The following is a 23,240-nucleotide window of genomic DNA, read 5'->3' as shown; positions in this document are numbered from 1 at the left end:
ACTTGGCCAAACCGCATGCTAGCGCTTGTCCATGCTCGAGATCTTTCTCAAGACCTTGCCCTTCTTCGCCCTGATCGGGCTTGGCTGGTTCGCCGGGCAGATCCGCTTTTTCACCGCCGAGGCGACCGCGTGGCTGACGAAATTCGTCTTCTATTTCGCGCTCTCGGCGATGCTGTTCAAATTCTCCGCCAATCTCGATCTGGGCGCACTGTTCGACCCGCAATTCATCCTTGCCTATCTGACGGGCTCGGGCGCGGTCTGGCTGGTGAGCTTCGCGGTGGCAAAGACCCGCAAGCTGCCGACCGCGCTCGCCGCGATGGAGGCGCATACTTCGATGACCGGGAATACCGGCTTTCTCGGAGTGCCGATGCTGGTGGTGCTGCTCGGTCCGCTTGCCGTCGGGCCGGTGCTGATGGTGCTCGCCTGTGACCTGATCGTGTTTTCCTCGATCATCACCATCTTCATCACCGCCTCGCGGCACGGAAAGGTCTCGCTCGCACCGATCGCGCTGGGGCTGGTGAAGAACCCGATGATCGTCTCGATGCTGGCGGGGCTTGCCTGGGCCGGCCTGAAACTGCCGATGCCGGGCCCGCTCGAGGAATTCATGACGCTGCTGGGGGCCGCGGCCACGCCGGGTGCGCTCTTTGCCATCGGCGCCTCGCTCGCGGGCAAATCGGCGGAAAAGCCCGCGCCCGCGATATGGCTCTCTTTCGGCAAGCTCTTCCTGCATCCGGCGGCCATCGCGGTCACGGCACTTCTGATCTTCGACGTCGAGCCCTACGCGGCCGGCGTGATGATCGCCGCCGCCGCCCTTCCCGTCGCGGGCAATGTCTATATTCTGGCGCAGCATTTCGGGGTGGCGCCGCAGCGCGTCTCGGCCGCCATTCTCGTCTCGACCGCCGTCTCGATCCTCACGGTTCCGGCGGTCATCCATTGGGTTCACGGCTGAGGAGGCTTTGATGAAAACGATCTCGGAAAACCGCTGCTTCGGAGGCGTTCAGGGCGTCTATTCGCACGCTTCAAAGGTGAACGATTGCGAGATGACCTTCGGTCTGTTCCTGCCGCGCGAGGCCGAGGACGGGCCGGTGCCCGTGCTGTGGTATCTCTCGGGACTGACCTGCACGCATGAGAACGCGATGACCAAGGCCGGTGCGCAGGCATTCGCCGCCGAGCACGGGATCGCGCTGGTCTTCCCCGACACCTCGCCACGCGGCGAGGGCGTGGCCGATCACGAGGATTACGATCTGGGTCAAGGCGCGGGCTTCTACGTCAACGCCACGCAATCGCCCTGGGCGCCGCATTTCCGGATGTGGGATTACATCGCCGAGGAACTGCCCAACGCGATCGACGCCGCTTTCGAGATCGACCCCGAGCGGCAGGCGATCACCGGCCATTCGATGGGCGGGCATGGCGCGCTGACGCTGGCGATGTCCTTGCCCGAGCGTTTCCGTTCGGTCTCGGCCTTCGCGCCGATCGCAAACCCGACGCAAAGCGACTGGGGGCGCAAGCAGTTCAGTGCCTATCTGGGGGATGACGAAAGCCAATGGGCCGCACATGACGCGACGCTTCTGATGCGCGAGGTCGGCTTCGAGGGTGAAGTTCTGATCGATCAGGGCGGCTCGGATCAGTTCCTCGATCTGCTGAAGCCCGAGGCGCTGGCCGAGGCCATGGCCGCGCGCCGTCAGCCCGGCACCTTCCGGATGCAGAAGGGCTACGATCACAGCTATTACTTCGTGCAAAGCTTCATCCCCGATCACCTCGCTTTCCACGCCGAGGCGCTCTGGGCGTGATCTGGGTCGATGCCGATGCCTGTCCGGTAAAGGCCGAGGCCGAGCGCGTGGCGACGCGGCTGGGCGTCAAGCTGATGCTGGTTTCGAACGGGGGGCTGCGGCCCTCGCCCAACCCGCTGGTCGAGATGGTCTATGTCGATCAGGGGCCGGACGTGGCCGACATGTATATCGCCGAGCGCGCGGGCCGGGGCGATGTGGTGATCACAAACGACATTCCGCTGGCCGCGAAATGCGTGGAGGCGGGCGCGCGGGTGCTGCGCCCCGATGGCGAGGCGCTGACCCCTGCGAATATCGGTAACGTCTTGGCAACGCGCGATCTTATGGCGGACCTGCGCTCGGCCGATCCGTTCCGGCAGGGCGGCGGCAAGCCGTTTTCCAAGGCGGATCGGGCGCGGTTCTCGGACGCGCTCGACCGGGTGGCGCGCGCGGCGATCAGGGAGGCAGAGAATGGTTGAAGCGGTGATTTTCGATATCGGCAACGTGCTGATCGAATGGCAGCCCGAGCGGCATTACGACCGCATCATGCCCCGCGAGACGCGCGAGGCGATGTTCGCCGAGGTCGATCTGCACGGCATGAATGACGAGATCGACCGCGGCGCGCCGTTCCGCGAAACGATCTACGAATGGGCCGAGAAATACCCGACCTGGCGCGATGCGATCCGGCGCTGGCACGATGACTGGATCGAGATGGCAGCCCCCGACATTCCGCATTCCCTGCGCTTGATGAAAGCCTTGCAGGCCAAGGGGATGCCGGTTTTCTCGCTGACGAATTTCGGGATCGGTAGCTATGATTATGCGGCCACGCACTACCCGTTCCTGCGCGAATTCGACCGCGATTTCATTTCGGGCCATATGGGCGTGACGAAGCCCGATCCGAAGATCTACGCGATGGTCGAAGAAGCGACGGGGCTTTCGGGTGCGCAGCTGATTTTCACCGATGACCGCGCGGACAATATCGCGACGGCACATACTTTCGGCTGGAAGACGCATCTCTTCGAGGGGCCGGAGGGCTGGGCCGCGCGGCTGGTCTCGGAAGGGCTGCTGAGCGAGGCCGAGGCCGCATAAGCTACGCTTATGCAGGCCCCGCCTGGATAAGCGTAGCTTATCTCAGGCGCGTTTCGCGACCGCGACGCCGAGAAGCTCGAGCACCTTCGCCTCGATCTGCGGCGCGTCCATCCCGGCGGTGTGGTACATGTCCTCGGGCGAGGCGTGGTCGATGAAGGTGTCGGGCAGGACCATCGAGCGGAACTTGAACCCGTGATCGAAGACGCCGCGATCCGACAGGTATTGCGCGACATGGCTGCCGAAGCCGCCCACCGCGCCCTCTTCAATACAAATCAGCGCCTCGTGTTCGGCCACGAGCCGGTCGATCAGATCGGTGTCGAGCGGTTTGACGAACCGCGCATCGGCGATCGTCGGCGCAAGTCCGCGCGCGGCGAGCGCCTCGCGGGCTTTCAGAACCTCGGCCAGACGGGTGCCGTAGGACAGGATCGCGACGCGCGAGCCTTCCGCGATCATCCGGCCCTTGCCGATTTCCAGCGGCACGCCTGTCTCGGGCATGTCGACGCCCATGCCCTCACCGCGCGGGTAACGGAAAGCAATCGGGCCTTCATCATGGGCTGCGGCGGTGGCGACCATGTGCACGAGTTCCGCCTCGTCGGCGGCGGCCATCACGACCATGCCCGGAAGGGACGACATGAAGCCGATATCGAAACTGCCGGCATGGGTCGCGCCATCGGCGCCCACCAGACCCGCGCGGTCGATGGCGAAACGCACCGGCAGGCGCTGGATCGCCACGTCATGCACGATCTGGTCGTAGCCGCGTTGCAGGAAAGTCGAGTAGATTGCGCAGAACGGCTTCATCCCCGAGGCCGCGAGCCCGGCCGAGAAGGTCACGGCGTGCTGCTCGGCGATGCCCACGTCAAAACAGCGGCGCGGGAATTGCGCGGCGAAGAGGTTCAGCCCCGTGCCGTCGGGCATCGCGGCGGTGACGCCGACGATCTTTTCGTCCTTCGCCGCTTCCTTGATCAGGCTCTCGGCGAAGACCTTGGTGTAGCTTGGCGCGTTCGAGGGGGATTTCTTCTGCTCGCCCGTCGCCACGTCGAATTTCGCGGTGGCGTGGCCGCCATCGGGTCGGCTTTCGGCAGGCGCATAGCCCTTGCCCTTCTTCGTCAGCGCATGGATGAGCACCGGGCCGGTCGCGCGGGCCTTGAGCGTGCGCAGCAGCGGCAGGAGCTGGTCGAGATCATGCCCGTCCACGGGGCCGACATAGGAGAAGCCCAGCTCTTCGAAGAGCGTTCCGCCCATGGCCATGCCCTTGAGCATTTCCTTGGCGCGGCGCGCGCCTTCCTGGAACGGCTCGGGCAGCAGGCTCATCGCGCCTTTCGCGGCGGATTTCAGATCCTGCAGCGGGGCTTCGGAATAGAGCCGGGTGAGGTAGGTCGAGAGCGCGCCGACCGGTGGGGCGATCGACATCTCGTTGTCGTTGAGCACCACGAACATCCGCTTGCCCAGATGGCCCGCGTGGTTCATCGCCTCGAAGGCCATGCCGCCCGACATCGCGCCATCGCCGATCACCGCGATCGCGTCGCCCGTCTCGGCGCCCAGCTCGCGGCCCATGGTGAAGCCGACAGCCGCCGAGATCGAGGTCGAGCTATGGCCCGCGCCGAACGGGTCATAGGGGGATTCAGAGCGCTTGGTGAAGCCCGACAGACCGCCCTTGGTGCGCAGCGTGCGGATGCGGTCGCGGCGGCCGGTCAGGATCTTGTGGGGGTAGCACTGGTGGCCCACGTCCCAGATGATCTTGTCGCGGGGTGCGTCGAACACGGCATGCAGAGCCACGGTCAGCTCGACCACGCCGAGCCCCGCACCCAGATGCCCGCCGGTCTGCGACACGGCCGAGATCGTTTCGGTGCGCAGCTCATGGGCGAGCTTTTTCAGCTCGGCATCGGTGAGGCTTTTGAGATCGGACGGCAGGCGCACCCGGTCGAGGGTCGGCGTTGCGGTCGGTTCGTTCGGCGTATCGGTCATCGGCTGGCCCCCTGAGGCGCGCTACATCTCGCGGGAGATAACGAAACGCGCGGCGGCTCGCAAGTTTTCTGCCCTGTCTCCGTAGGGGGAAACGGCGTCGATCGCGTCGCAGATCAGGGCATCGGCGCGGGCGCGGGCGCCGTCGAGACCCAGAAGCGAGACGAAGGTGGCCTTGCCCGCGTCGCTATCCTTGCCGACGCGCTTGCCGGTGGCCTTCTCGCAGCCCGTGACGTCGAGGATGTCATCGGCGATCTGGAAGGCAAGACCCACCGCCTCGGCATAGGCCTGCAAGGGTTTTTCGTCTTCCCCGGCGAGGATCGCGCCAGCGCGGGCGGCGAAGGAGATCAATGCTCCGGTCTTGCCCGCCTGAAGCGTGATGATCTGCGGCAGGGTGAGGGGCTCGGGTGCGGTCTCGGCGGCGATATCGAGCGCCTGACCATGGCCCATACCGGCAGCACCCGAGGCTTTCGCGAGCGCGGTGACGAGCGCGATGCGCCGATCTGCCGCGCCGAGGACGGGATCTGCGCACAGCTCGAAGGCGAGGGTTTGCAGCACGTCGCCGGTCAGTACGGCGGTTGCCTCATCCCATTTGACATGCACGGTCGGCTGGCCGCGGCGCAGGTCGTCATCATCCATGCAGGGCAGGTCGTCATGCACGAGCGAATAGGCGTGAAGCGCCTCGACACCGGCGGCGGCGGGCATGGCCTGGGCCTGCGCGATCCCGAAGATTGCGGCGCTTTCGAGCACGAGGAAGGCGCGCAGGCGTTTGCCGCCTTGCAGCGCGTAATGCATCGGCGCGCGCAGCGGGCCTTCGGGCTGGCGGGCCACGGCGGCGTCGAGCGCGACCTGAACATCGCGCTGGACTTCTTTCAGTCGGGTCTCGAACATTTACAGACCTTCGGCCGGCGCCGTACCTTGCGGGGATCCGTCGGCGCCGAGAGTGATCTTCTCGACCCGCTCTTCAGCTTCCTTGAGCAGCTTCGTGCAGCGCTCCTTGAGCTTCGCGCCACGCTCGTAAAGCTCGATCGAGCGATCCAGCGGGACGTCGCCATGCTCCAGCTGGCCCACGACCTCTTCGAGAGCCTTCATCGCCTCTTCAAAGCTCATCGCGTCAATATCGCTCATTCGCCTCAACCCCTGCACATTCTGAAAATGCGGGGACTCGCGCCCCCGCACTTCAAAAGCATATCCGGCCCGTGAAGTCGAGATCGGCCCTCACGTCGAAACGGGCGTGAGCGCTCCTCCGCCTCAAGGCTGAAGCGACTCGATATAGGTCGCGAGCGAGAGGACGCGACCGCGCGTGACCAGCACATCGGCATAGGAGCCCGTGCCGGACCCTTCGGTGAACACCTCTCCGAAAACTGGCATCGGGCCACCATGCGCGCGCACGCCGGTGCGTCCGTCGATGATGTGGATGACGTCGAGCATCGGGTATTTCCCGTCATTGGCCGCGGCGAGCCCGGTGAGATCGCTCGGTTTGACGGTCAGGTATTCGGCCATCGGACCGTCGCCAGAGCCGCCTTCGCCATGGCAACTGGCGCAGTATTGGCCGTAGAGCTGCTTGCCGATATCGGCGTTCTGAGCGACGGCCGGGGTCATCGTCATGGCGCCCGAGAGCGCCAGACAGCAGGTGATGAAGCGCATTTTCTCCTCCCACAAAGATTTACGTTAGGGAAGGCTACGCCCGAAGCGCGATTACTTCAGTGATCTCCATCAACAAAACAGGGCGCCCCATGTGCTATGGAGCGCCCTATCGAAAAGGGCCGTCTCTGAGCGAGACGGCCCTCCGAGATCTACGGAGATGGTCCGGTTAGGGTCCGAAGGATCCAGCCGTCCCAGTCAGGGCTCTTTTGCCCTAGGGTTTGCCCTCAGGCCACGGCCCCCCTGACTGTCCCGACACCTCTCTCCACTATCACTCTCGACACTGGACCACCTCCTTTCAATGCGTTGCCGTTATCCACAGCGTGCCACAGATTTTGTGTGTGGCAAGAAAAATTACGCAATCCTTGGAGAAAGTTTGGTAACAATTGCCTTGAAAGGCAGCAGAGCGACCAAAGTTAAGGCGAGTTTGACAAGCCAGTCGGCACAGGCGAGCGACACCCAGAGCGGAACCTGCGGACCAAAGCCCAGAAGCGGCAGATGATCGTTGGCCCAGGACACGTCGTTGGAGGGCTCGAGGAAGGTCAGCGAGGCCGCGAAAGCGATCGAGAAGAAGATCATCGTGTCGAGCGAGGCGCCGACGAGGGTCGAGACCGCGGGGGCCTGCCACCACACGCCGTTGCGCAACTTGTCGAAGACCAGGATGTCGGCCATCTGCGCGATCAGGAAGGCCGTGCCCGAGCCGATCGCGATACGCAGCGTCACGGCGGGATATTCGAAGCCGTCGCCCTGAATCATGATCTGGCTGCCGATCAGCGAGCAGATCACGCCAACGACAAAACCGGCGAAGACGACGCGGCGGGCAGCGCCCGGGCCGTAGATGCGGTTCATCACGTCATTGACGAGGAAGGCGAAGGGATAGGTAAACGCACCCCAGGTGAGGAAGTTGCCCAGAAGGAACTGCACCAGGATGTTGGAGGCCACAACGATGATGGCCATGGCAAGAATGCCAGGAATATAGCGGGTCATGATGTTCAACCGTTTTTACATGGTAGCGGAGACATGGCCCGGACCGTTCCGGGCAAGGGCGCGCGATACGCGGTTGTGACGCGTGCGTCAATCCCTCTTGGCGCTGCGCTGCTGGGACAGGAGGCGATATTCGACGATTTCGGTGCGCTGAAACGGAAAGAAATTGTCGTCGGAGATCATCGTCAGGCGGATCGCGCCGCTCGTATCGCGCCAGACCGCGATGCCTTCGAGATTGTCGTGACGCCCCGCCCCGGTCTGGATCAGCACCTCGCCGCCCGAAAGCGTATCGCCCTGAATGTCGAAGACCTGTACGCGGGTGAGAAAGCCCAGAAGCCCCCAGAAATCACGCTCGAGCACATAAAGCCGACCGTCGGGACCGAAATCCGCCCCCACCGGCAGCCAGTTGCCGTCGCGCGGGATCGCGAAGGGCTGATCCCATTTGCCGTTGCGGTAGCGCCAGACCGGGAAGGGTTTGCGCGTGCTGCCCGAGTCTTCGGGCATCGTGTAGAGCGTGCCCTGATCGTCGATGGCCAGCGTCTCGAGCGAGGCATTGCTGGGCATTTTCGCAAAGGCCTCGGGACGCGGAAGCAGCTCGGCCGGTCCATCGTCGGACGGGAAATGCGACACCCGCGCGAGCCCCTCGAAGGAGATGTAGACCGATCCGTCAGGGGCGAGCGCCAGCCCCTCGCTGTCGCCCTGGTGGCGGGTCAGAACCGCACCCTCGGAGCTGTGCAGCCAGTCCGGTCCCCGCGTCACGGTGACGCCGGTGATCCGACCCGAGGCGCTGCGGTCGAGACGACCCCGCCAGAGGGTGGTGCGATCGGACTGGGTGACGAAGTCGCGCCCGTCGGGACCAAGCTCAAGCCCCGAGAACCCGCCGAAGACGCTGACGCCCGGCATGGTCCAGTGGTAGCTTTGCAGGAATTGCGCGCGCGGATGCGGCCCGGCCGGGGCGAGCCCCGCCAAGAGGGCCAGTCCCGCGCCGAAGGCTAGCGCGAGGACAGAACGGCGCGACATTGGGAGGGGAGGTCCGACATGACGTAGGTCTTGGCGCTCTTCTTCGGCGGGCCCTTGGGCGGCTTCGGCGCCGTCTTGGGCGGGTTGAGATACTCCGTCACCCACCACATCAGCGTGTCATCGCAACCATCGCCTCCCTTCGACAGGTGCGCGACCGTGGGTTTCTGGGTCTCGCAATAGCGCGCGCCGGGCGGGCATTTCAAGCGCACGTGGAAATGCGTGTTATGCCCGTAGATCGGCCGGATCTTCTGGAGCCAGGCCCGGTCGCCGCGCGGCGCGGAATTGCACATCGCGATCTTCGCCGCCGCGGCGACGAAGATGCGGTCAACGCGCGGGTCGGAAGCGGCACGGCGCAACAGCGCCATATGCTGGGGCGTCCAGTTGCCGTTGATGCTGCGCTGATCGGCGGTGCGCACGGAAATCGAGGAGATCTTCTCGCGCTCGGACCGGCTGAGGTCGAGCCGTTTCGGCGGCAGCATCCAGATATCGGCGTCGAGACCGATCTGGTGGCTCGCATGGCCGCCGGTCATCGGGCCGCCGCGCGGCTGGCTGATATCGCCGATATAGAGACCTTTCCAGCCGGGCAGGGTCGCAGCGTAGGCCGAGAGGTCCTGAAGATAGGTCAGCATCTCGGGCTGACCCCAGTTGCGGTTGCGCGACAGCCGCATCGCCTGCCAGGTCGGCCCGGTCTCGGGCATCGCCTGAAGCCCCGCCGCACAGCCGCGCGAATAAAAGCCGATCGCGGAGGGCGCCTGAGCGGAGGGCGCGGATTTCGAGCCGAAGAGCACGCGGGCGAGCGGCTCGGAGGCGACGGGTGTGGCAATGAGCGTGAGAGAAAGGGCTGTGGCGAAAAATCTGGATATCATGGTCAGGGCTGTCCGTGGGGGCTGTGGTCTCCATTGGTTCGCACCCAGCCTAGCAGCAGCAGGCCAAGAATCAAAAGCACGATGATCGGGGTGATGCCGATCGACTGATTGTCCGAGACCTGCGTCACGATCCCGATCGAGAGCGGCGCGATGAAGGCCGTGGCCTTGCCGGTGAGCGCGTAGAGGCCGAAATGCTCGGTGATCTTCTCGGGATCAGCCTGACGGACCATCATCGTGCGCGAGGCCGATTGCAGCGCGCCACCGCAGGCGCCGATCATGCCGCCGAGGATGTAGAAGGCGATATCGGGCAGCGAGCTCTCGGGCGGGACGGCGACGCCGAACACGCTCTCACGCGAGACGAAGACGATGCCCACCACCACCATCGTCAGCACGATCACCGTGGTCACGATCACCGCCTTGGGCCCCCAGCGGTCATCGGCCTTGCCGCCGAGCCACGCAAAGACCGCGCCGGTGATCGTGCCGAGAATGCCGAAGATGCCGATCATCATGATCGGCCAGTTCAGCACCCCCGCCGCATAGAGCCCGCCGAAGGTGTAGATGCCGTTGAGCGCATCGCGGTAGAACATCGAGCTGAGCAGGAAGGAGAACAGCGAGCGCCGGTGCGGCAGCGCCTTGAGCGTCGCGCGCAGCTCCGGCCAGGCGCCGCGCAGCGCGGTACGCACCGGCAGCGCGTCGGCCTTGCGCGGCTCTTTCACCCAGAGGAAGAAGGGGATCATGAAGACCGCGTACCAGATCGCGGTGAGCGGACCGACGGCGCGGGTATCCTCGCGGGTGGTCACATCGAGGCCGAAGAGCGGGTCGATCCCGAGCATCGTCTTGCCGGTGTCGGGATTGGCCTGAAGCAGCAGCAGCATGATGATCAGGGTGATCATCCCGCCGATATAGCCAAAGGCCCAGCCCGAGCCGGAGATGCGCCCGATTTCCTCGCGCGGGCCGAGATCGGGCAGGATCGCGTTGGTGAAGGTGGTGGCGAACTCCATCCCGATCATGCCGATCGCGAAGGCGATCATGATCGCGATGAGGTGGAAATTGCCGGGCTCCGCATACCAGAGGAACCATGCGCCCACGAAATACATCACCGAGAAGACCCAGATGAACGGCATCCGCCGCCCCGAGCGGTCCGCAATAGCGCCAAGGAAGGGCGAGGCAAGCGCGATGACGATCCCCGCGAGCCCCACGCCATAGCCCCACACCGTCTGCGCCGCGGTGCCCGAGCCCATCAGGTCCTTCACGAAGGGCGCGAAGATGAAGGTGATCAGGAGCGTATTGTAGGGTTGGCTGGCCCAATCGAAGAACCACCAGCCCCAGATCCGTTTCTTTGCGGTGATCATCTGCCCTGTCCCCCTCATGCGGCGCGCCTGTTGGAGCTGGCGGCCTTTCGGGGCGATGAAGCCTGAAAAGGGGCGTCGGCGCAAGCGTCACCGTGAAAGGTATGAGGGGAGGGACGCGCCCGAGCCGCGGGTGGACGCTGTGCTCTGCTTGGGGTCTGCGGCTTATCTCGAAAGCCCGAATGCCGGCTGTCCCCGCGAGCCATCGCCAATTCGCCCTCCTGGCGAACGCCTGAGCATAGCGAAGGCCGGACGCCCGCGCCAAAGTCCGAACGGTATAGTCACACCCGGCGGTCGGGCGCTGCCCTGCGTGTCAATTCAAGGCTCTGACCCGCCTCAGAACTCCGGCGGCCAGGGGCGTTTCGCATCCGCCTCGGACCAGGCGGTGACGAATTCGGGGAGCGGTGGGGAGGGTTCGCTCACGCCCATCTCTTCGAGTACGCGCGCGGGCGGGATCATTCCCTGCTTCGAAGTCACGGCCCCACGGATCAGGATATGCGAGGAGCATTCCCCGCGGGTAAACATCGCGTGTTCGAGCCACATCCAGCGATCGTCCCACCCAAGACAGCGCGAACGCATCTCGAATTTCTGGAAGGCCTGAACGCGGCGGCGATAGCGGGTGGTGTTGCCCGCGACGACGATACCCCATCTGTTGCGCTTGAGCGTGTCCCAAAGCCCGGTGCGGATCGCCAGCGGGATACGCCCCAGATCGTAGAGCGTCAGCGTGCGCCCGTTATTGAGCTCCATCCACAGGTCGATGTCCCAGGGCCAGCAGATATGGTGGCTGACATGGGTGCCCGTGATCGGCAACGCAGGCGCATTGCGGAACTTGACGATCTCTTTGGCCATGCGAACGACGGGATACATGCGATCAGTGGTGCTGCGACGCAGCGGAAGCGTCAAGAACGACGTTACGGAAAATGCCACCCAGCCTGCGGTTGCAAAGGCCGGGCGGCTCGCTTACCTGTCTTTGCGACCCAAAGCGGAGGTGTTCGATGGTCACGCTCTTTCAGGCGCTCGTGCTGATCCTGAACGTCATCTGGTTCGTCATGATCGCCCATATCATCATGAGCTGGCTGATCAATTTCCAGGTGCTCAACCTGCGTCAGCCGCTGGTGGCACAGATCTGGTTCGGTTTGAACAATCTGCTCGAGCCGATCTACGGGCGCATCCGGCGCTTCCTGCCTGACACGGGCGGGCTCGATCTGGCGCCGCTGGTGGCCTTCATCGCGCTGATCATCATCCGCCAGGCGCTCTTCAACAACGCGGCCTTCTTCTACGGCAACAGCTTCTGATGCCTGCGGCTGCGGCAGCCGAAGCCCCCGCCGAGCTACTGGCGCGGGTCTGGGGGTTCGATGCCTTCCGGCCCGGTCAGGAAGAGATCGTGCGCGCGGTGATCGCAGGGCATAACGTGCTTGCGATCATGCCGACGGGTGGGGGAAAATCCCTCTGCTATCAATTGCCTGCACTGGCACGAGAGGGCGTGACGGTGGTGATTTCGCCGCTGATCGCGTTGATGCGCGATCAGGTGCGCGCGCTGCGGCAAGCAGGCGTCGAGGCGGGCGCGCTGACCTCGGGGAACACCGACGAAGAGACCGAGGAGGTCTTTGCCGCGATCGAAGAGGGGCGGTTGAAACTCCTCTACATGGCGCCCGAGCGGCTGGCTTCGGGCGGAGCGCATCAGCTGCTCAGACGGGCGGGCGTGAGCCTGATCGCGGTGGACGAGGCGCATTGCGTCAGCCAGTGGGGCCATGATTTCCGCCCCGATTACCTGCGCATCGGCGAGCTGCGGCGCAGCCTCGGCGTGCCGCTTGCGGCCTTCACCGCCACCGCAGATGAAGAAACCCGCGCCGAGATCGTCAACCGGCTGTTCGACGGGCAGGCGCCGGAGAGTTTCCTGCGCGGTTTCGACCGGCCGAATATTCACCTCGCCTTTTCGCCCAAGGATCAGCCGCGCCGTCAGATCCTGAACTTCGCCGCCGCGCGCAAGGGGCAGTCGGGGATCGTCTATTGCGGCACGCGGGCCAAGACCGAGACCTTGGCGAAGGCGCTGACCGAGGCGGGGCATCTGGCCTGCCATTATCACGGCGGGATGGAGGCGGATGACCGCCGTGCGGTGGAAGTGCGCTTCCAGCAGGAAGACGGGCTGATCGTGGTCGCGACCGTGGCCTTCGGGATGGGCGTGGACAAGCCCGATATCCGCTGGGTCGCCCATGCCGATCTGCCGAAATCGATCGAGGCCTATTACCAGGAGATCGGCCGCGCGGGCCGGGATGGCGCGGCCGCCGAGACGCTGACGCTCTACGGGCCCGACGATATCAAGCTGCGGCGAAGCCAGATCGACGAGGGGCTGGCGCCGCCCGAGCGCAAGGAGGCTGATCACGGGCGGCTCAATGCGTTGCTGGGTCTCGCGGAGGCGACCGAATGCCGCCGGGTGAAGCTGCTGCGCTATTTCGGTGAGAAAGCGGCCCCGTGCGGGAATTGCGATCTGTGCGACACCCCGCCCGAGCTGTTCGACGGGACGGAAGCGGTGCGCAAGGCGCTCTCGGCGGCTTTGCGCTCGGAGGAACGCTTCGGCGCGGGCCACCTGATCGAGATCCTGCTGGGGTCCGAGACCGACAAGATCCGGCAATGGAGCCATGACAAGCTGCCGACCTTCGGCGTGGGCAGGGATCTGAGCCGTGCGCAATGGCAGGCGGTGTTCCGGCAGATGATGGGCCATGACCTGATCCGCCCCGATGCGGCGCGGCACGGGGCATTGGTGATGACCGAGGCGGCGCGTCCGATCCTGCGCGGCGAACAGTCGATCACCTTGCGCCGCGATCTGGTGGCATCGGCCAAAGCGAAAAACGTGATCAAGACGCTGGTGAGCGAGGAAGACGCGCCGCTTCTATCTGCGCTCAAGGCCAAGCGCCGTGCGCTGGCCGAGGCGCAGGGCGTGCCCGCCTATATCGTCTTCACCGACCGAACCCTGATCGAGATGGCCGAGAAGCGGCCGATGAGCCTCGACGAGATGGCGGGGATCGGCGGTGTGGGCGCAAAGAAACTGGAAAGCTATGGTGCGGAGTTCCTGTCGGTGATCGCCGGCGCCGTGGAGGAGATGCACCCCACGCGGCGCAAGCTCGCGGGACGGCAGGAGGGCGAGATCTTCGACGCACTTCTGGCCGAGGTCACGCGGCTCCTGCGCGGCGAGGACGGGATCGGCAAACCCCTTTCGCTGACCCATACGACGCTGCGCAAGATCGCCGAGACGCGGCCCCGCGACCGCACCGCGCTGGGGCGGATTGCGGGAATGGGCGAGTCGAAGCTCGACCGCTTTGCCGAGCCCATCCTCGGAATTCTCGACGCCTATCGCTGATCCGCTGCGGGTAGCGGGGAGCGGATGTGACCGTGAGCGGAGGCGCCGATCCGCTCTGCGATCAATGGCTTCTTCAGCGGCTTCGTGAGGTAGTGGTCGATCCCTGCGGCAAAGATCGACTCGCTGTCGCCGTCCATCGCGTGGGCGGTGAGCGCACAGATCGGCACATGCGCCCCCGGCCCCTCCGCCGCGCGGATCGCGCGGGTAGCTTCACGCCCGTCCATTTCCGGCATCGATATATCCATGAAGATCAGGTCCGGGACAAAATCCCGCCAGATCTCGACCGCCTCACGCCCGTTGTTGGCGAAGCGCAGCTCGATATCGAGATCCTTCACCATCTTGGAAAAGACGAGCTGGTTGGTGCGATTGTCCTCGGCGGCGAGCACGCGCATCTGGCGGGCCGGCGGGTCGGATGCGGGCGGCGGATCGGGCAATGCGGCAGGGTCAGGCAAGCTGCGCCGCGAGAGGTCTTGCAGGGCGCGAAACAGCTCTGATCGCAGCACCGGCTTTTGCAGGCAGCCCGCGATTTCGGGGAGCTGCACCGCGCCTGCCAGCTCGGGATCGGAGCTGATCAGCAGGATCGGCACGTCGTAGCCGGAGGCGCTCAGGCTTTGGGCGAAGGCGATCCCGTCAAGCGAGGGCAGGCGGTGATCGGTGAGGATGACGTCGCATTTCGCCCCGTCGCCGAGCACCCGCAAGGCCTCTTCGGTGGTGCGGCAAAGCGTGACGTCGAGCCCGTAGGTCCGCAACTGGCGCTCGAGGATGACCCGGTTGACGAAAAGATCGTCGACCACGAGGGCCGTGCGCAGGGTGATCGGCGGGCACGGCGCGTCGATTGGGGTCGCGGGTTCGGCGCGCGGCAAGGTGAGCTTGAAGCCGAAACACGACCCCTCCCCCGGCGCGCTGTCGACCCAGACCTCTCCGCCCATCAGCTGCACGAGGCGATGGGTGATCGCAAGGCCCAGCCCAGTCCCCTCGAACTTGCGGTTCGATTCCGCCTCGACCTGATTGAACTCGCCAAAGACATGTTCGAGCAGCTCGGGCGCAATGCCGATCCCGGTATCCTCGACCGTGATGTGGAGCTCGTATCGGCCTGCGTCGCGCTCGAAGCCGACGACGCGGGCGAGAACATGACCGGCTTGCGTGAATTTCACAGCGTTCCCGAGCAGGTTGGTGAGGATCTGACGCATACGGCCGGGATCGCCGATGAAGCGGGTGGGCAGGAAGAGGTCGTAATCCACGAGCAGTTTCACCGCGCGATCCTTCGTGCCGGGCTGCAGCAGCACCATGATCTCGTGCAGGCAGCGTTCGAGATCGAAGGGCTCGGGGTAGAGGCGCATCCGCTCTGCCTCGATCTTGGAATAGTCGAGCACATCATTGATGATGGTCAGAAGCGCCTCGCCCGAGGAGCGGATCGTATCGGCGTAGAGGCGTTGCTCCTCGGTCAGGTCGGTTTCGGCGAGCAGATCCGCCATGCCCACGACACCGTTCATAGGGGTGCGGATCTCGTGGCTCATATTGGCCAGGAAGGCGGATTTCACACGACTGGCAGCCTCTGCGCGGTCGCGTGCCTCGCGCAGGTCTTCCTCGCGGCGGACCGCGTCGGAGATGTCCTGCGCATAGGTGACCAGATCGCCCTGCGCACCCCAGCGGTTGTTGATGCGAAACCAGCGGCCGTCACGGGTCTGGATCTCGAGCGGGGGGATTTCCCTGCGGCGGATCCGCTCGCTCATTTCGAAATGCCAGTCGAGCGGGTCGCGGCCTTGCAGGTCGAAAAGGCCGCGATCCGCCGCGATGCGCGTGACCTCATCATAGGAAATGCCCGGGCCGATCGGGATCTCCCCCACGAAAAAGGAGAGATAGACATGGTTGGCGGCAACGAGGCGCAACTCGCTGTCATAGACCGCGAACCCGTCCGAGATCGCGTCGACCGCATCCCAAAGCCGGCGCTGCGCGATCATTACCAACGAATTGGCGCGTTCGAGATCGGTGCGGACGCGGTCATTTTCGCCGATCAGGCTGGCGCGTTCTGACAAGGCCCGGGCGAGCCCCTCGCGCTGTTCGACGATCTGATCGGAGAGCATGCGCGCATGCAGCGCGAGCTTTTGATTGGCTGCGAAAAGCTCCCGGCTTTTTTGCTCCAGAAGTTTCTCTGCGGCCAGTCGTGAGCGTCGCTCCTGAGCGAGTTTATTCGCGATCGTCGCATGCATGCCGCCCGATTGCCCCCGAAAATCTTTCGGCAGGCAGGTTGGCAGAGCCGCATGAACAGCCGCTTAACCGCGATGGGGAGGTGGGCGGGAGAAAATTGTGAAAATCCGATCTTTCTCCCGCCGCCGGGTCAGGCCAGCTCGATCGCGATTGCGATGCCCTGGCCGCCGCCGATGCACATGGTCACCAGCGCGCGCTTGCCGCCGGTGCGCTCGAGCGCATGCATCGCCTTCACGATCAGAATCGCGCCGGTGGCGCCGATCGGGTGACCAAGCGCGATGGCGCCGCCATCGGGGTTGACCTTGGCCGGGTCGAGGCCGAGTTCGCGCGAAACCGCGAGAGCCTGCGCCGCAAAGGCCTCGTTGCTCTCGATCCAGTCGAAATCCGCAGCCGAAAGGCCGGTTTTCTCGAGGAGCGCACGAACGGCGGGGATCGGGCCGAGACCCATCACCTCGGGGCGCACGCCCGCGATGGCGTAGCCGGTGATCTTGGCGCGCGCCTTCAGCCCAGCCGCGGCGGCAGCCTCTTCGCGTGCAATGACAAGCGCGGCCGCGCCGTCGTTGATGCCCGAAGCGTTGCCGGCGGTGACCGAGCCGTCCTTCTGGAAGACGGGCTTGAGGGTTGCGAGTTTCTCGAGGCTGGTCGCCTTGGGATGCTCGTCGGTGTCGAAGACGACGGTGCCCTTGCGCGAGGTGATCTCGACCGGGGTGATCTCGTCCTTGAAGTGACCCGCGGCGATCGCCTTGGCCGCGCGTTCCTGGCTTTCCATCGCGAAGGCGTCCTGATCCTCACGCGAGATGGTGCACTCCGCAGCCACGTTTTCGGCGGTGACACCCATATGGCCAGTGCCGAAGGGGCACGACAGCGCGCCGGTCATCATGTCGAGCATCCGCGTGTCGCCCATCTTCTGGCCGAAGCGCGCAGCGGGCACGATATAGGGCGATTTGCTCATCACGTCGCAGCCGCCCGCGAGGGCGAAATCGCCATCGCCGAGCATCAGCATCTGCGCCGCCGAGACCACCGCCTGAACACCCGAGCCACACAGGCGGTTCACGTTCATTGCGGGCGTGCCGACCGGAACGCCCGCCTGCACGGCGGCGACGCGGCTGAGATACATGTCGCGCGGCTCGGTGTTGATGATGTGCCCGAAGACGACCTGGTCGATCTTTTCGGGGGCGATGCCGGCGCGGGCGATCGCCTCTTTCGAGACGAGGGTGGCGAGGTCGATGGGTGCGAAACCCGAGAGCGATCCGCCGAATGTACCGATGGGCGTGCGGGTGCCGGAAAGAATGACGATGCCAGTCATGGGGGCCTCCATGGTTACTTTGAGCGGGAGCGTAATCCCTTGGTGGAGCCCGGGCCAGCACGACTGCGTCATAATGACGACACGTCATAAACGCCCTCAGGTGGGGTTGAAACAGGAGAGGTCGCAAACACATTCATGAAGACGAATGTGAGACAGGAGAGAGAAATGAGCGCGAACCCGATTGTGAAGGGATTCTGGGACAAGCCCACCGGAAGCTGGCAATATGTCTTCCACGACCCCGAGACGATGAAGGGCGCCGTGGTCGATCCGGTCTGGGATTACGATCACCAAGCGGGAGCCACGGGCTATGGAAATGCCGAGAAGATCCTCGATTACATCCGCGAGACCGGGATCGAGGTGGAATGGGTGCTCGATACGCATCCGCATGCCGATCACTTCTCCTCTGCCGTCTGGCTGGCCGAAAAGCTGGGCGCCAGGCGCGGGATCGGCGAGCGCGTGCGCAAGGTGCAGAGCCTCTGGGCCGGGATCTACGACACGCCCGATCTGCCGCAGGATGGCAGCCAGTGGGATCACCTCTTTGCCGAGGGCGAAACCTTCAAGATCGGCAATCTCGATGTTCGGGTGATGCTTTCGACCGGTCATACTCTGGCCTCGATCACCTATGTCGTGGGCGATGCGGCCTTCGTGCATGACACGCTGATGATGCCCGAAAGCGGCACGAGCCGCGCAGATTTCCCCGGAGGCTCGGCGGCCGAGCTGTGGGATTCGGTGCGCGCAATCCTCGATCTGCCAGCCGACACGCGGCTGTTCATCGGTCACGATTATCCCGGCGAGGGGGAAGAGCCGCGTTGCGAGGCGACGGTGGCCGAGCACCGCGCGCACAACAAGCATGTGAAGGACGGGGTCAGCCGCGAGGAATTCATCGCCACCCGCGAGGCGCGCGATGCGACTCTGCCGCTGCCGAAACTGATGCTGGCCGCGCTACAGGTGAATATCCGTGGCGGTCGCAAGCCCGAGGCGGAAGGCAACGGGCGGTCCTACCTCAAGATCCCGCTCGACTATTTCGAGCCGCGCTGAGGTTCAGCCGCGTGGCAGCTCCGCCCGGCCCTCGGGTGTGAGCAGCCATGCGTCGCGGCCCTCGATCACCACGGTCGAAAGCGGGCGGCCATAGCCCGCGCCGGAATCGAGATTGAGGCGGTTACCGTAATGGGTGGCCGCCTCGATATTGGTGTGACCGTGCACGACGAGCGCGCCGTGATCGCGCGGGTCGGTCAGGAAAGGCTTGCGGATCCACAGCAGATCATCCTCGACCTGATCTTCGAGCGGGATACCGGGACGCAGCCCCGCATGCACGAAGATCGCTTCGCCGCGGGTGAAATACGCGGGCTGGGAGGCGAGCCAGTCGCGATGGGCCCGCGGGATGGCGCCGAGTTCGGACGCGATCTCTGCCAGCGGGCGGGAAAACGCATCCGCGATGCCGTAACTTTCGAGCGTCGCCTCGCCGCCCACACGCGGGTTGAGATAGGAGACCTCGGAGCTGAGCAGGTGATCCTCGGTGAAGGGATCGTCGAGAAAGCCCAGGAACATCCGGTCGTGATTGCCGCGCAGGACGATCCAGTCTTCGCCCCGCGTCTGACCGCTCATCAGATAGTCGATCACGCCCGCAGATTCCGGGCCGCGATCGACGAGATCCCCCACATGCACGATCGGGGCCTCCTGATCGCCGCAGGCCGCGCGATCCGCTGCGATCAACGCATGGGCGCCGCGCAGTTTCGCCAGATGGCCGTGAATGTCTCCGATCGCATAGGTCCGCATCTTGATCCCCGAATGTAAAAGGCCCCCCGCAGGTGCGGAGGGCCCTGTGTCCGGCCTCAGCTAGATCAGCCGAGGGTGAATTCCAGCGGCTTCACCTGCTTGAAGTTGCCGCTTTCCTTGAGGGCTTTCACCACCTCGGGCGAAACCACGTCATCGACATAGGCAATCGCGATCGCCTCACCGCCCTGCTTCGAGCGACCAAGGGTGAAGTTCGCGAGGTTCACGCCATGCTCGCCCAGAACGGTGCCGAGCTTGCCGATGATGCCGGGCACGTCCTCGTTGGTGGTGTAGAGCATGTGCTCGCCCACTTCGGCGTCGATATTGATGCCCTTGATCTGGATGAAGCGCGGCTTGCCATCCGAGAACACGGTGCCCGCGATCGAACGCTCCTTGCTTTCCGACACGACGGTGACCTTGATGTAGCCTTCAAAGACGCCGGTCTGATCCTGCGAGGTGGTCGAGATCTGGATGCCACGCTCTTTCGCGATGACCGGGGCAGACACCATGTTCACGTCGGGCTGCGACGCTTTCAGGATGCCCGAGACCACCGCGGCGTCGAGCGCCTTGAGGTTCATTTCCGAGGCCACGCCGTCGAAGGTGATGTTGATCGCCTTGATCGCGTCGTCGGTCATCTGGCCGATGAAGCCGCCGAGGTGCTGGGCGAGTTTCACCCACGGGCCCATTACCTTCGCTTCTTCAGCGGTCATCGAAGGCATGTTGAGCGCATTCTCGACCGCGCCGTCGAGCAGGTAGTTCGACATCTGCTCGGCCACTTGCAGCGCCACGTTCTCCTGTGCCTCGGTCGTCGAGGCGCCGAGGTGCGGGGTGCAGACCACGTTCGGCAGACCGAAGAGCGGGTTTTCGGTGGCGGGCTCTACCGAGAACACGTCGAAGGCAGCGCCCGCGACATGGCCCGACTTGATGAGATCGGCCAGCGCTTGCTCGTCCACCAGACCGCCACGGGCGCAGTTGATGATGCGGACACCCGGCTTGGTCTTCTGCAGGTTTTCGCGCGACAGGATGTTGCGGGTCGAGTCGGTGAGCGGCACGTGCAGCGTGATGAAATCGGCGCGCTTGAGCAGCTCGTCGAGTTCGACCTTTTCCACGCCCATATTCGCGGCCTTCTCTTCGCCGAGGAAGGGATCATAGGCGATGACCTTCATCTTCAGGCCACGCGCGCGGTCGCAGACGATGCCGCCGATATTGCCCGCGCCGATCACGCCGAGGGTCTTTGCGGTCAGCTCGACCCCCATGAATTTCGACTTTTCCCACTTGCCGGCCTGCGTCGAGGCATCGGCTTCGGGGATCTGGCGGGCGACCGCGAACATCATCGCGATGGCATGCTCGGCGGTGGTGATCATGTTGCCGAAGGGCGTGTTCATGACGATCACGCCTTTTTTCGAGGCCGCTTCCTTGTCGACGTTGTCGGTGCCGATACCGGCGCGGCCGACAACCTTCAGGTTGGTCGCGTTTTCGAGCAGCTTCGCGGTGACCTTGGTGGCCGAGCGGATCGCGAGACCGTCATACTTGCCGATCACCTCGGCGAGCTTTTCCTTATCCTTGCCGAGCTTGGGTTCGAAATCGACCTCGATGCCACGGTCGCGGAAGATCTGGACAGCGGTTTCGGAGAGGCTGTCGGAGACGAGAACTTTGGGCGCCATTTTCGGGGCTCCTTGAATTTTCAGAAAATCGGGGAAAGACGGGCCGCGCGGCCCGCCGTCTCTGTTTTCAGATCAGGCTTGCGCCGCGATCTCGGCTTCAAAAGCGTATTCGATCCAGGGCAGGAGCGCTTCGACATCCGCCTTTTCGACAGTCGAGCCGCACCAGATGCGCAGACCGGCCGGGGCGTCGCGATAGGCGCCGAGGTCAAGGCCCACGCCTTCGGCCTCAAGCCGCTTGGCCACAGCCTTGGCAAACGCCGCGCCGTCCTTGATGCGGTCATCGGTGAACTTCACGCAAACCGAGGTGGTCGAAGCGGTCGCCGGATCATTGGCGAGATTCGCGATCCAGTCGCGCGCGTCGCAGAAATCCCAGACGGCTTTCGCGTTTGCATTCGCGCGCTCGACAAGGCCGTTCAGGCCGCCGACCGATTTCGCCCAGTTCAGCGAGACGAGGTAGTCTTCGACGCAGAGCATCGAGGGGGTGTTGATCGTCTCACCCTTGAAGATGCCTTCGATCAGCTTGCCGCCCTTGGTCATGCGGAAGATCTTCGGCAGCGGCCAGGCGGGGGCGTAGTTTTCCAGACGCTCGACGGCGCGGGGGCTCAGGATCAGAACGCCGTGACCGCCCTCGCCGCCCAGCACTTTCTGCCAGGAGAAGGTGGTGACGTCGAGTTTTTCCCAAGGCAGCTCCATCGCGAAAGCGGCCGAGGTGGCGTCACAGATGGTCAGGCCTTCGCGATCCGCCGGGATCGCGTCGCCATTGGGGACGCGCACGCCCGAGGTAGTGCCGTTCCAGGTGAAGACGACGTCGGTGTTGAAGTCCACGTCGGCGAAATCGACGATGTCGCCATACTCGGCGGTCTTCACTTCGGCGTCGATCTTGAGCTGCTTGACCACATCGGTCACCCAGCCGGAACCAAAGCTCTCCCAGGCGCACATGGTCGCCTTACGAGCGCCGAGCAGCGACCACAGCGCCATTTCGACGGCGCCGGTGTCGGAGGCGGGCACGATACCGATGCGGTAATCGGCGGGCACACCAAGAATTTCACGGGTGGTTTCGATCGCCTCTTTCAGCTTCGCCTTGCCGATAGCGGCACGGTGCGAACGGCCCAGGGGCGCGTCGTTGAGCATGTCGAGGGAGAAACCGGGGATCTTCGTGCAGGGGCCCGAAGAGAAGCGCGGATTTGCCGGCCGCGCGGCCGGAGCGTCGATAGCCATTGCTGGTATCCTTCCAGATAAGCGCCCTTCGTTGGGGAAGGGTGTCCCACCGCCGCCATTACGCCCGCGCCCGCTCTGGCGCAAGGGAAATTTTTGGTCTAATGCGCCGCATCAGGTCACGGAACCGACATTTCCACGGACTTTCCTCAAGGAGCGCGCATGTTTACCGCCACGCTGATCGCCGACCCGAAAGAGGCCAACCTGGATCAGGCCACGCTCGATGCGCTGTGCGGCGCCTGGGGCGGGGGCGATGCGCGCTGGCTCAACCCGAATGTCGCGGCGGAGTTCAGCGTCGAACAGGTGCCGTCGAATCGCTGGGAGGCCTGGGAAGGGCTTCAGGGGCTCGGCGTCGATCTGGTGGTGCAGCCCAGTGAAGGGCGGCGCAAACAGATGCTGCTGGCGGATATGGATTCGACGATGATCCAGCAGGAATGCATCGACGAGCTGGCCGATGTAGCGGGCGTGGGAGAGCGCGTGAAGGAGATCACCGCGCGGGCGATGAATGGCGAGCTGGATTTCGAGGGCGCCTTGACCGAGCGGGTCGGTCTGCTCAAGGGGCTGCCCGAGGGAGTCATCGCGCGGGTGATCGAGGAACGTATCACCTTCATGCCGGGTGGGCATGACCTGATCGCGACGATGAAGGCGAACGGGGCCTATTGCGCGCTGGTCTCGGGCGGGTTCACGGCGTTCACCGGCTATGTCGCCGAGACGCTGGGCTTTGATGAAAACCGCGCGAACCTGCTGCTGGTCGAGGAAGGCAAGCTGACCGGCGTGCCCTCGCAGCCGATCCTCGGGCGCGAGGCCAAGGTTCAGGCTTTGCTGGAAATCTCGGAAATGCTGAAGCTTGATCATGCGCAGGTGATGGCCGTGGGCGACGGGGCGAACGATCTCGGCATGCTCAAGCTCGCCGGGGCGGGCGTGGCGCTGCATGCCAAACCCTCGGTCGCCGCGGAATGCGACATCCGGATCAACTTCGGTGATCTGAGCGCGCTGCTCTACATCCAGGGCTACGCGGTCGAGGATTTCGCTTGAT

At 64.6% G+C, this 23,240-nt stretch carries 22 protein-coding genes; 8 read left to right on the top strand and 14 right to left on the bottom strand.

What is annotated here, in order from left to right; genetic code table 11:
* Window positions 1-31: 31 nt before the first annotated feature.
* From BMG00_RS09365 to BMG00_RS09350, 4 genes are read left to right on the top strand one after another with little or no spacing between them, the layout of a single operon-like run.
* Window positions 32-949, top strand: a complete 918-nt coding sequence (locus BMG00_RS09365) for an AEC family transporter (RefSeq protein ID WP_078574114.1) — start codon at window positions 32-34, stop codon at window positions 947-949.
* A 10-nt stretch (window positions 950-959) separates the two neighbouring features.
* Window positions 960-1,790, top strand: coding sequence for an S-formylglutathione hydrolase (fghA, locus tag BMG00_RS09360; protein WP_078526712.1), 831 nt, complete (start codon window positions 960-962; stop codon window positions 1,788-1,790).
* Window positions 1,787-2,245, top strand: a complete 459-nt coding sequence (locus BMG00_RS09355) for a YaiI/YqxD family protein (protein WP_425444000.1) — start codon at window positions 1,787-1,789, stop codon at window positions 2,243-2,245. Before fghA ends, BMG00_RS09355 begins: the two co-directional genes overlap by 4 nt.
* Entirely contained in the window at window positions 2,238-2,855 is a 618-nt protein-coding gene (locus tag BMG00_RS09350) for an HAD family hydrolase (protein WP_078574112.1), read from the top strand. The genes BMG00_RS09355 and BMG00_RS09350 overlap by 8 nt, the downstream gene beginning before the upstream one ends.
* A 42-nt stretch (window positions 2,856-2,897) precedes the next feature.
* On the opposite strand, the gene dxs is transcribed toward BMG00_RS09350, so the two are convergent.
* The 9 genes from dxs to BMG00_RS09305 all read right to left on the bottom strand — a co-directional run bounded on the left by dxs (window position 2,898) and on the right by BMG00_RS09305 (window position 11,547).
* Entirely contained in the window at window positions 2,898-4,820 is a 1,923-nt protein-coding gene (dxs, locus tag BMG00_RS09345) for a 1-deoxy-D-xylulose-5-phosphate synthase (protein WP_078574111.1), read from the bottom strand.
* 21 nt (window positions 4,821-4,841) lie between these two features.
* Window positions 4,842-5,708, bottom strand: a complete 867-nt coding sequence (locus BMG00_RS09340) for a polyprenyl synthetase family protein (RefSeq protein ID WP_078526703.1) — start codon at window positions 5,706-5,708, stop codon at window positions 4,842-4,844.
* On the bottom strand, window positions 5,709-5,945 hold the full coding sequence (locus BMG00_RS09335; protein WP_038075727.1) for an exodeoxyribonuclease VII small subunit: 237 nt from the start codon (window positions 5,943-5,945) through the stop codon (window positions 5,709-5,711).
* A gap of 123 nt (window positions 5,946-6,068) precedes the next feature.
* Entirely contained in the window at window positions 6,069-6,464 is a 396-nt protein-coding gene (locus BMG00_RS09330) for a c-type cytochrome (RefSeq protein ID WP_078574110.1), read from the bottom strand.
* Between the two features lie 351 nt (window positions 6,465-6,815).
* Window positions 6,816-7,448, bottom strand: a complete 633-nt coding sequence (locus tag BMG00_RS09325) for a queuosine precursor transporter (RefSeq protein ID WP_078526698.1) — start codon at window positions 7,446-7,448, stop codon at window positions 6,816-6,818.
* Window positions 7,449-7,535: 87 nt separating this feature from the next.
* Window positions 7,536-8,465, bottom strand: coding sequence for an esterase-like activity of phytase family protein (locus tag BMG00_RS09320; RefSeq protein WP_078574109.1), 930 nt, complete (start codon window positions 8,463-8,465; stop codon window positions 7,536-7,538).
* The gene (gene mepA, locus BMG00_RS09315; protein ID WP_078574108.1) at window positions 8,438-9,331 is read right to left on the bottom strand and encodes a penicillin-insensitive murein endopeptidase; all 894 of its coding nucleotides are present in this window, start codon (window positions 9,329-9,331) and stop codon (window positions 8,438-8,440) included. Before mepA ends, BMG00_RS09320 begins: the two co-directional genes overlap by 28 nt.
* Window positions 9,332-9,333: 2 nt before the next feature.
* Window positions 9,334-10,683: an MFS transporter gene (locus tag BMG00_RS09310; protein WP_078574107.1), complete on the bottom strand. Its 1,350-nt coding sequence runs from the start codon at window positions 10,681-10,683 to the stop codon at window positions 9,334-9,336.
* A gap of 333 nt (window positions 10,684-11,016) precedes the next feature.
* Complete coding sequence (locus tag BMG00_RS09305; RefSeq protein WP_078526690.1) at window positions 11,017-11,547, bottom strand: thioesterase family protein; 531 nt, start codon at window positions 11,545-11,547, stop codon at window positions 11,017-11,019.
* 128 nt (window positions 11,548-11,675) lie between these two features.
* On the opposite strand from BMG00_RS09305, the gene BMG00_RS09300 reads away from it, so the two are divergent.
* Window positions 11,676-11,975 (top strand): YggT family protein, encoded by a 300-nt coding sequence (locus tag BMG00_RS09300; RefSeq protein ID WP_038146533.1) that lies wholly within the window; start codon window positions 11,676-11,678, stop codon window positions 11,973-11,975.
* Window positions 11,975-14,038 (top strand): DNA helicase RecQ, encoded by a 2,064-nt coding sequence (gene recQ, locus BMG00_RS09295; protein WP_078574106.1) that lies wholly within the window; start codon window positions 11,975-11,977, stop codon window positions 14,036-14,038. Before BMG00_RS09300 ends, recQ begins: the two co-directional genes overlap by 1 nt.
* On the opposite strand, the gene BMG00_RS09290 is transcribed toward recQ, so the two are convergent.
* Both BMG00_RS09290 and BMG00_RS09285 read right to left on the bottom strand, forming a co-directional pair.
* On the bottom strand, window positions 14,029-16,248 hold the full coding sequence (locus tag BMG00_RS09290; protein ID WP_078574105.1) for a response regulator: 2,220 nt from the start codon (window positions 16,246-16,248) through the stop codon (window positions 14,029-14,031). The two genes, recQ and BMG00_RS09290, sit on opposite strands and share 10 nt — an antisense overlap.
* Window positions 16,249-16,376: 128 nt before the next feature.
* Complete coding sequence (locus BMG00_RS09285; RefSeq protein ID WP_078574285.1) at window positions 16,377-17,552, bottom strand: acetyl-CoA C-acyltransferase family protein; 1,176 nt, start codon at window positions 17,550-17,552, stop codon at window positions 16,377-16,379.
* Window positions 17,553-17,717: 165 nt separating this feature from the next.
* Here BMG00_RS09285 and BMG00_RS09280 point away from each other — a divergent pair, with 165 nt between their 5' ends.
* Window positions 17,718-18,590 (top strand): MBL fold metallo-hydrolase, encoded by an 873-nt coding sequence (locus BMG00_RS09280; RefSeq protein WP_078574104.1) that lies wholly within the window; start codon window positions 17,718-17,720, stop codon window positions 18,588-18,590.
* A 3-nt stretch (window positions 18,591-18,593) separates the two neighbouring features.
* Here BMG00_RS09280 and BMG00_RS09275 read toward each other — a convergent pair whose 3' ends face one another.
* The 3 genes from BMG00_RS09275 to BMG00_RS09265 form a co-directional block, all read right to left on the bottom strand.
* The gene (locus tag BMG00_RS09275; RefSeq protein WP_078574103.1) at window positions 18,594-19,328 is read right to left on the bottom strand and encodes a metallophosphoesterase family protein; all 735 of its coding nucleotides are present in this window, start codon (window positions 19,326-19,328) and stop codon (window positions 18,594-18,596) included.
* Between the two features lie 65 nt (window positions 19,329-19,393).
* Window positions 19,394-20,989, bottom strand: a complete 1,596-nt coding sequence (serA, locus tag BMG00_RS09270) for a phosphoglycerate dehydrogenase (RefSeq protein WP_078526678.1) — start codon at window positions 20,987-20,989, stop codon at window positions 19,394-19,396.
* Window positions 20,990-21,061: 72 nt separating this feature from the next.
* Window positions 21,062-22,207: a phosphoserine transaminase gene (locus BMG00_RS09265; RefSeq protein WP_078574102.1), complete on the bottom strand. Its 1,146-nt coding sequence runs from the start codon at window positions 22,205-22,207 to the stop codon at window positions 21,062-21,064.
* Window positions 22,208-22,366: 159 nt separating this feature from the next.
* Between BMG00_RS09265 and serB the strand changes: the two genes are divergently transcribed.
* The gene (serB, locus tag BMG00_RS09260) at window positions 22,367-23,239 is read left to right on the top strand and encodes a phosphoserine phosphatase SerB (protein ID WP_078526674.1); all 873 of its coding nucleotides are present in this window, start codon (window positions 22,367-22,369) and stop codon (window positions 23,237-23,239) included.
* The last annotated feature ends 1 nt before the right edge of the window (window position 23,240 follow it).

The sequence above is a fragment of the Thioclava marina genome, assembly GCF_002020135.1.
Lineage (GTDB): Bacteria > Pseudomonadota > Alphaproteobacteria > Rhodobacterales > Rhodobacteraceae > Thioclava > Thioclava marina.
This window is presented reverse-complemented; position numbering and strand designations above follow the sequence as displayed.

Excerpts from the sequence above, each read along its gene's own strand:
- BMG00_RS09365 (WP_078574114.1), top strand. The coding sequence starts at position 32 with ATGCTCGAGATCTTTCTCAAGACCTTGCCCTTCTTCGCCCTGATCGGG.
- fghA (WP_078526712.1), top strand. The coding sequence starts at position 960 with ATGAAAACGATCTCGGAAAACCGCTGCTTCGGAGGCGTTCAGGGCGTC.
- BMG00_RS09350 (WP_078574112.1), top strand. The coding sequence starts at position 2,238 with ATGGTTGAAGCGGTGATTTTCGATATCGGCAACGTGCTGATCGAATGG.
- dxs (WP_078574111.1), bottom strand. The coding sequence starts at position 4,820 with ATGACCGATACGCCGAACGAACCGACCGCAACGCCGACCCTCGACCGG.
- BMG00_RS09340 (WP_078526703.1), bottom strand. The coding sequence starts at position 5,708 with ATGTTCGAGACCCGACTGAAAGAAGTCCAGCGCGATGTTCAGGTCGCG.
- BMG00_RS09335 (WP_038075727.1), bottom strand. The coding sequence starts at position 5,945 with ATGAGCGATATTGACGCGATGAGCTTTGAAGAGGCGATGAAGGCTCTC.
- BMG00_RS09330 (WP_078574110.1), bottom strand. The coding sequence starts at position 6,464 with ATGCGCTTCATCACCTGCTGTCTGGCGCTCTCGGGCGCCATGACGATG.
- BMG00_RS09325 (WP_078526698.1), bottom strand. The coding sequence starts at position 7,448 with ATGACCCGCTATATTCCTGGCATTCTTGCCATGGCCATCATCGTTGTG.
- BMG00_RS09320 (WP_078574109.1), bottom strand. The coding sequence starts at position 8,465 with ATGTCGCGCCGTTCTGTCCTCGCGCTAGCCTTCGGCGCGGGACTGGCC.
- mepA (WP_078574108.1), bottom strand. The coding sequence starts at position 9,331 with ATGATATCCAGATTTTTCGCCACAGCCCTTTCTCTCACGCTCATTGCC.
- BMG00_RS09310 (WP_078574107.1), bottom strand. The coding sequence starts at position 10,683 with ATGATCACCGCAAAGAAACGGATCTGGGGCTGGTGGTTCTTCGATTGG.
- BMG00_RS09305 (WP_078526690.1), bottom strand. The coding sequence starts at position 11,547 with ATGTATCCCGTCGTTCGCATGGCCAAAGAGATCGTCAAGTTCCGCAAT.
- BMG00_RS09300 (WP_038146533.1), top strand. The coding sequence starts at position 11,676 with ATGGTCACGCTCTTTCAGGCGCTCGTGCTGATCCTGAACGTCATCTGG.
- recQ (WP_078574106.1), top strand. The coding sequence starts at position 11,975 with ATGCCTGCGGCTGCGGCAGCCGAAGCCCCCGCCGAGCTACTGGCGCGG.
- BMG00_RS09290 (WP_078574105.1), bottom strand. The coding sequence starts at position 16,248 with ATGCATGCGACGATCGCGAATAAACTCGCTCAGGAGCGACGCTCACGA.
- BMG00_RS09285 (WP_078574285.1), bottom strand. The coding sequence starts at position 17,552 with ATGACTGGCATCGTCATTCTTTCCGGCACCCGCACGCCCATCGGTACA.
- BMG00_RS09280 (WP_078574104.1), top strand. The coding sequence starts at position 17,718 with ATGAGCGCGAACCCGATTGTGAAGGGATTCTGGGACAAGCCCACCGGA.
- BMG00_RS09275 (WP_078574103.1), bottom strand. The coding sequence starts at position 19,328 with ATGCGGACCTATGCGATCGGAGACATTCACGGCCATCTGGCGAAACTG.
- serA (WP_078526678.1), bottom strand. The coding sequence starts at position 20,989 with ATGGCGCCCAAAGTTCTCGTCTCCGACAGCCTCTCCGAAACCGCTGTC.
- BMG00_RS09265 (WP_078574102.1), bottom strand. The coding sequence starts at position 22,207 with ATGGCTATCGACGCTCCGGCCGCGCGGCCGGCAAATCCGCGCTTCTCT.
- serB (WP_078526674.1), top strand. The coding sequence starts at position 22,367 with ATGTTTACCGCCACGCTGATCGCCGACCCGAAAGAGGCCAACCTGGAT.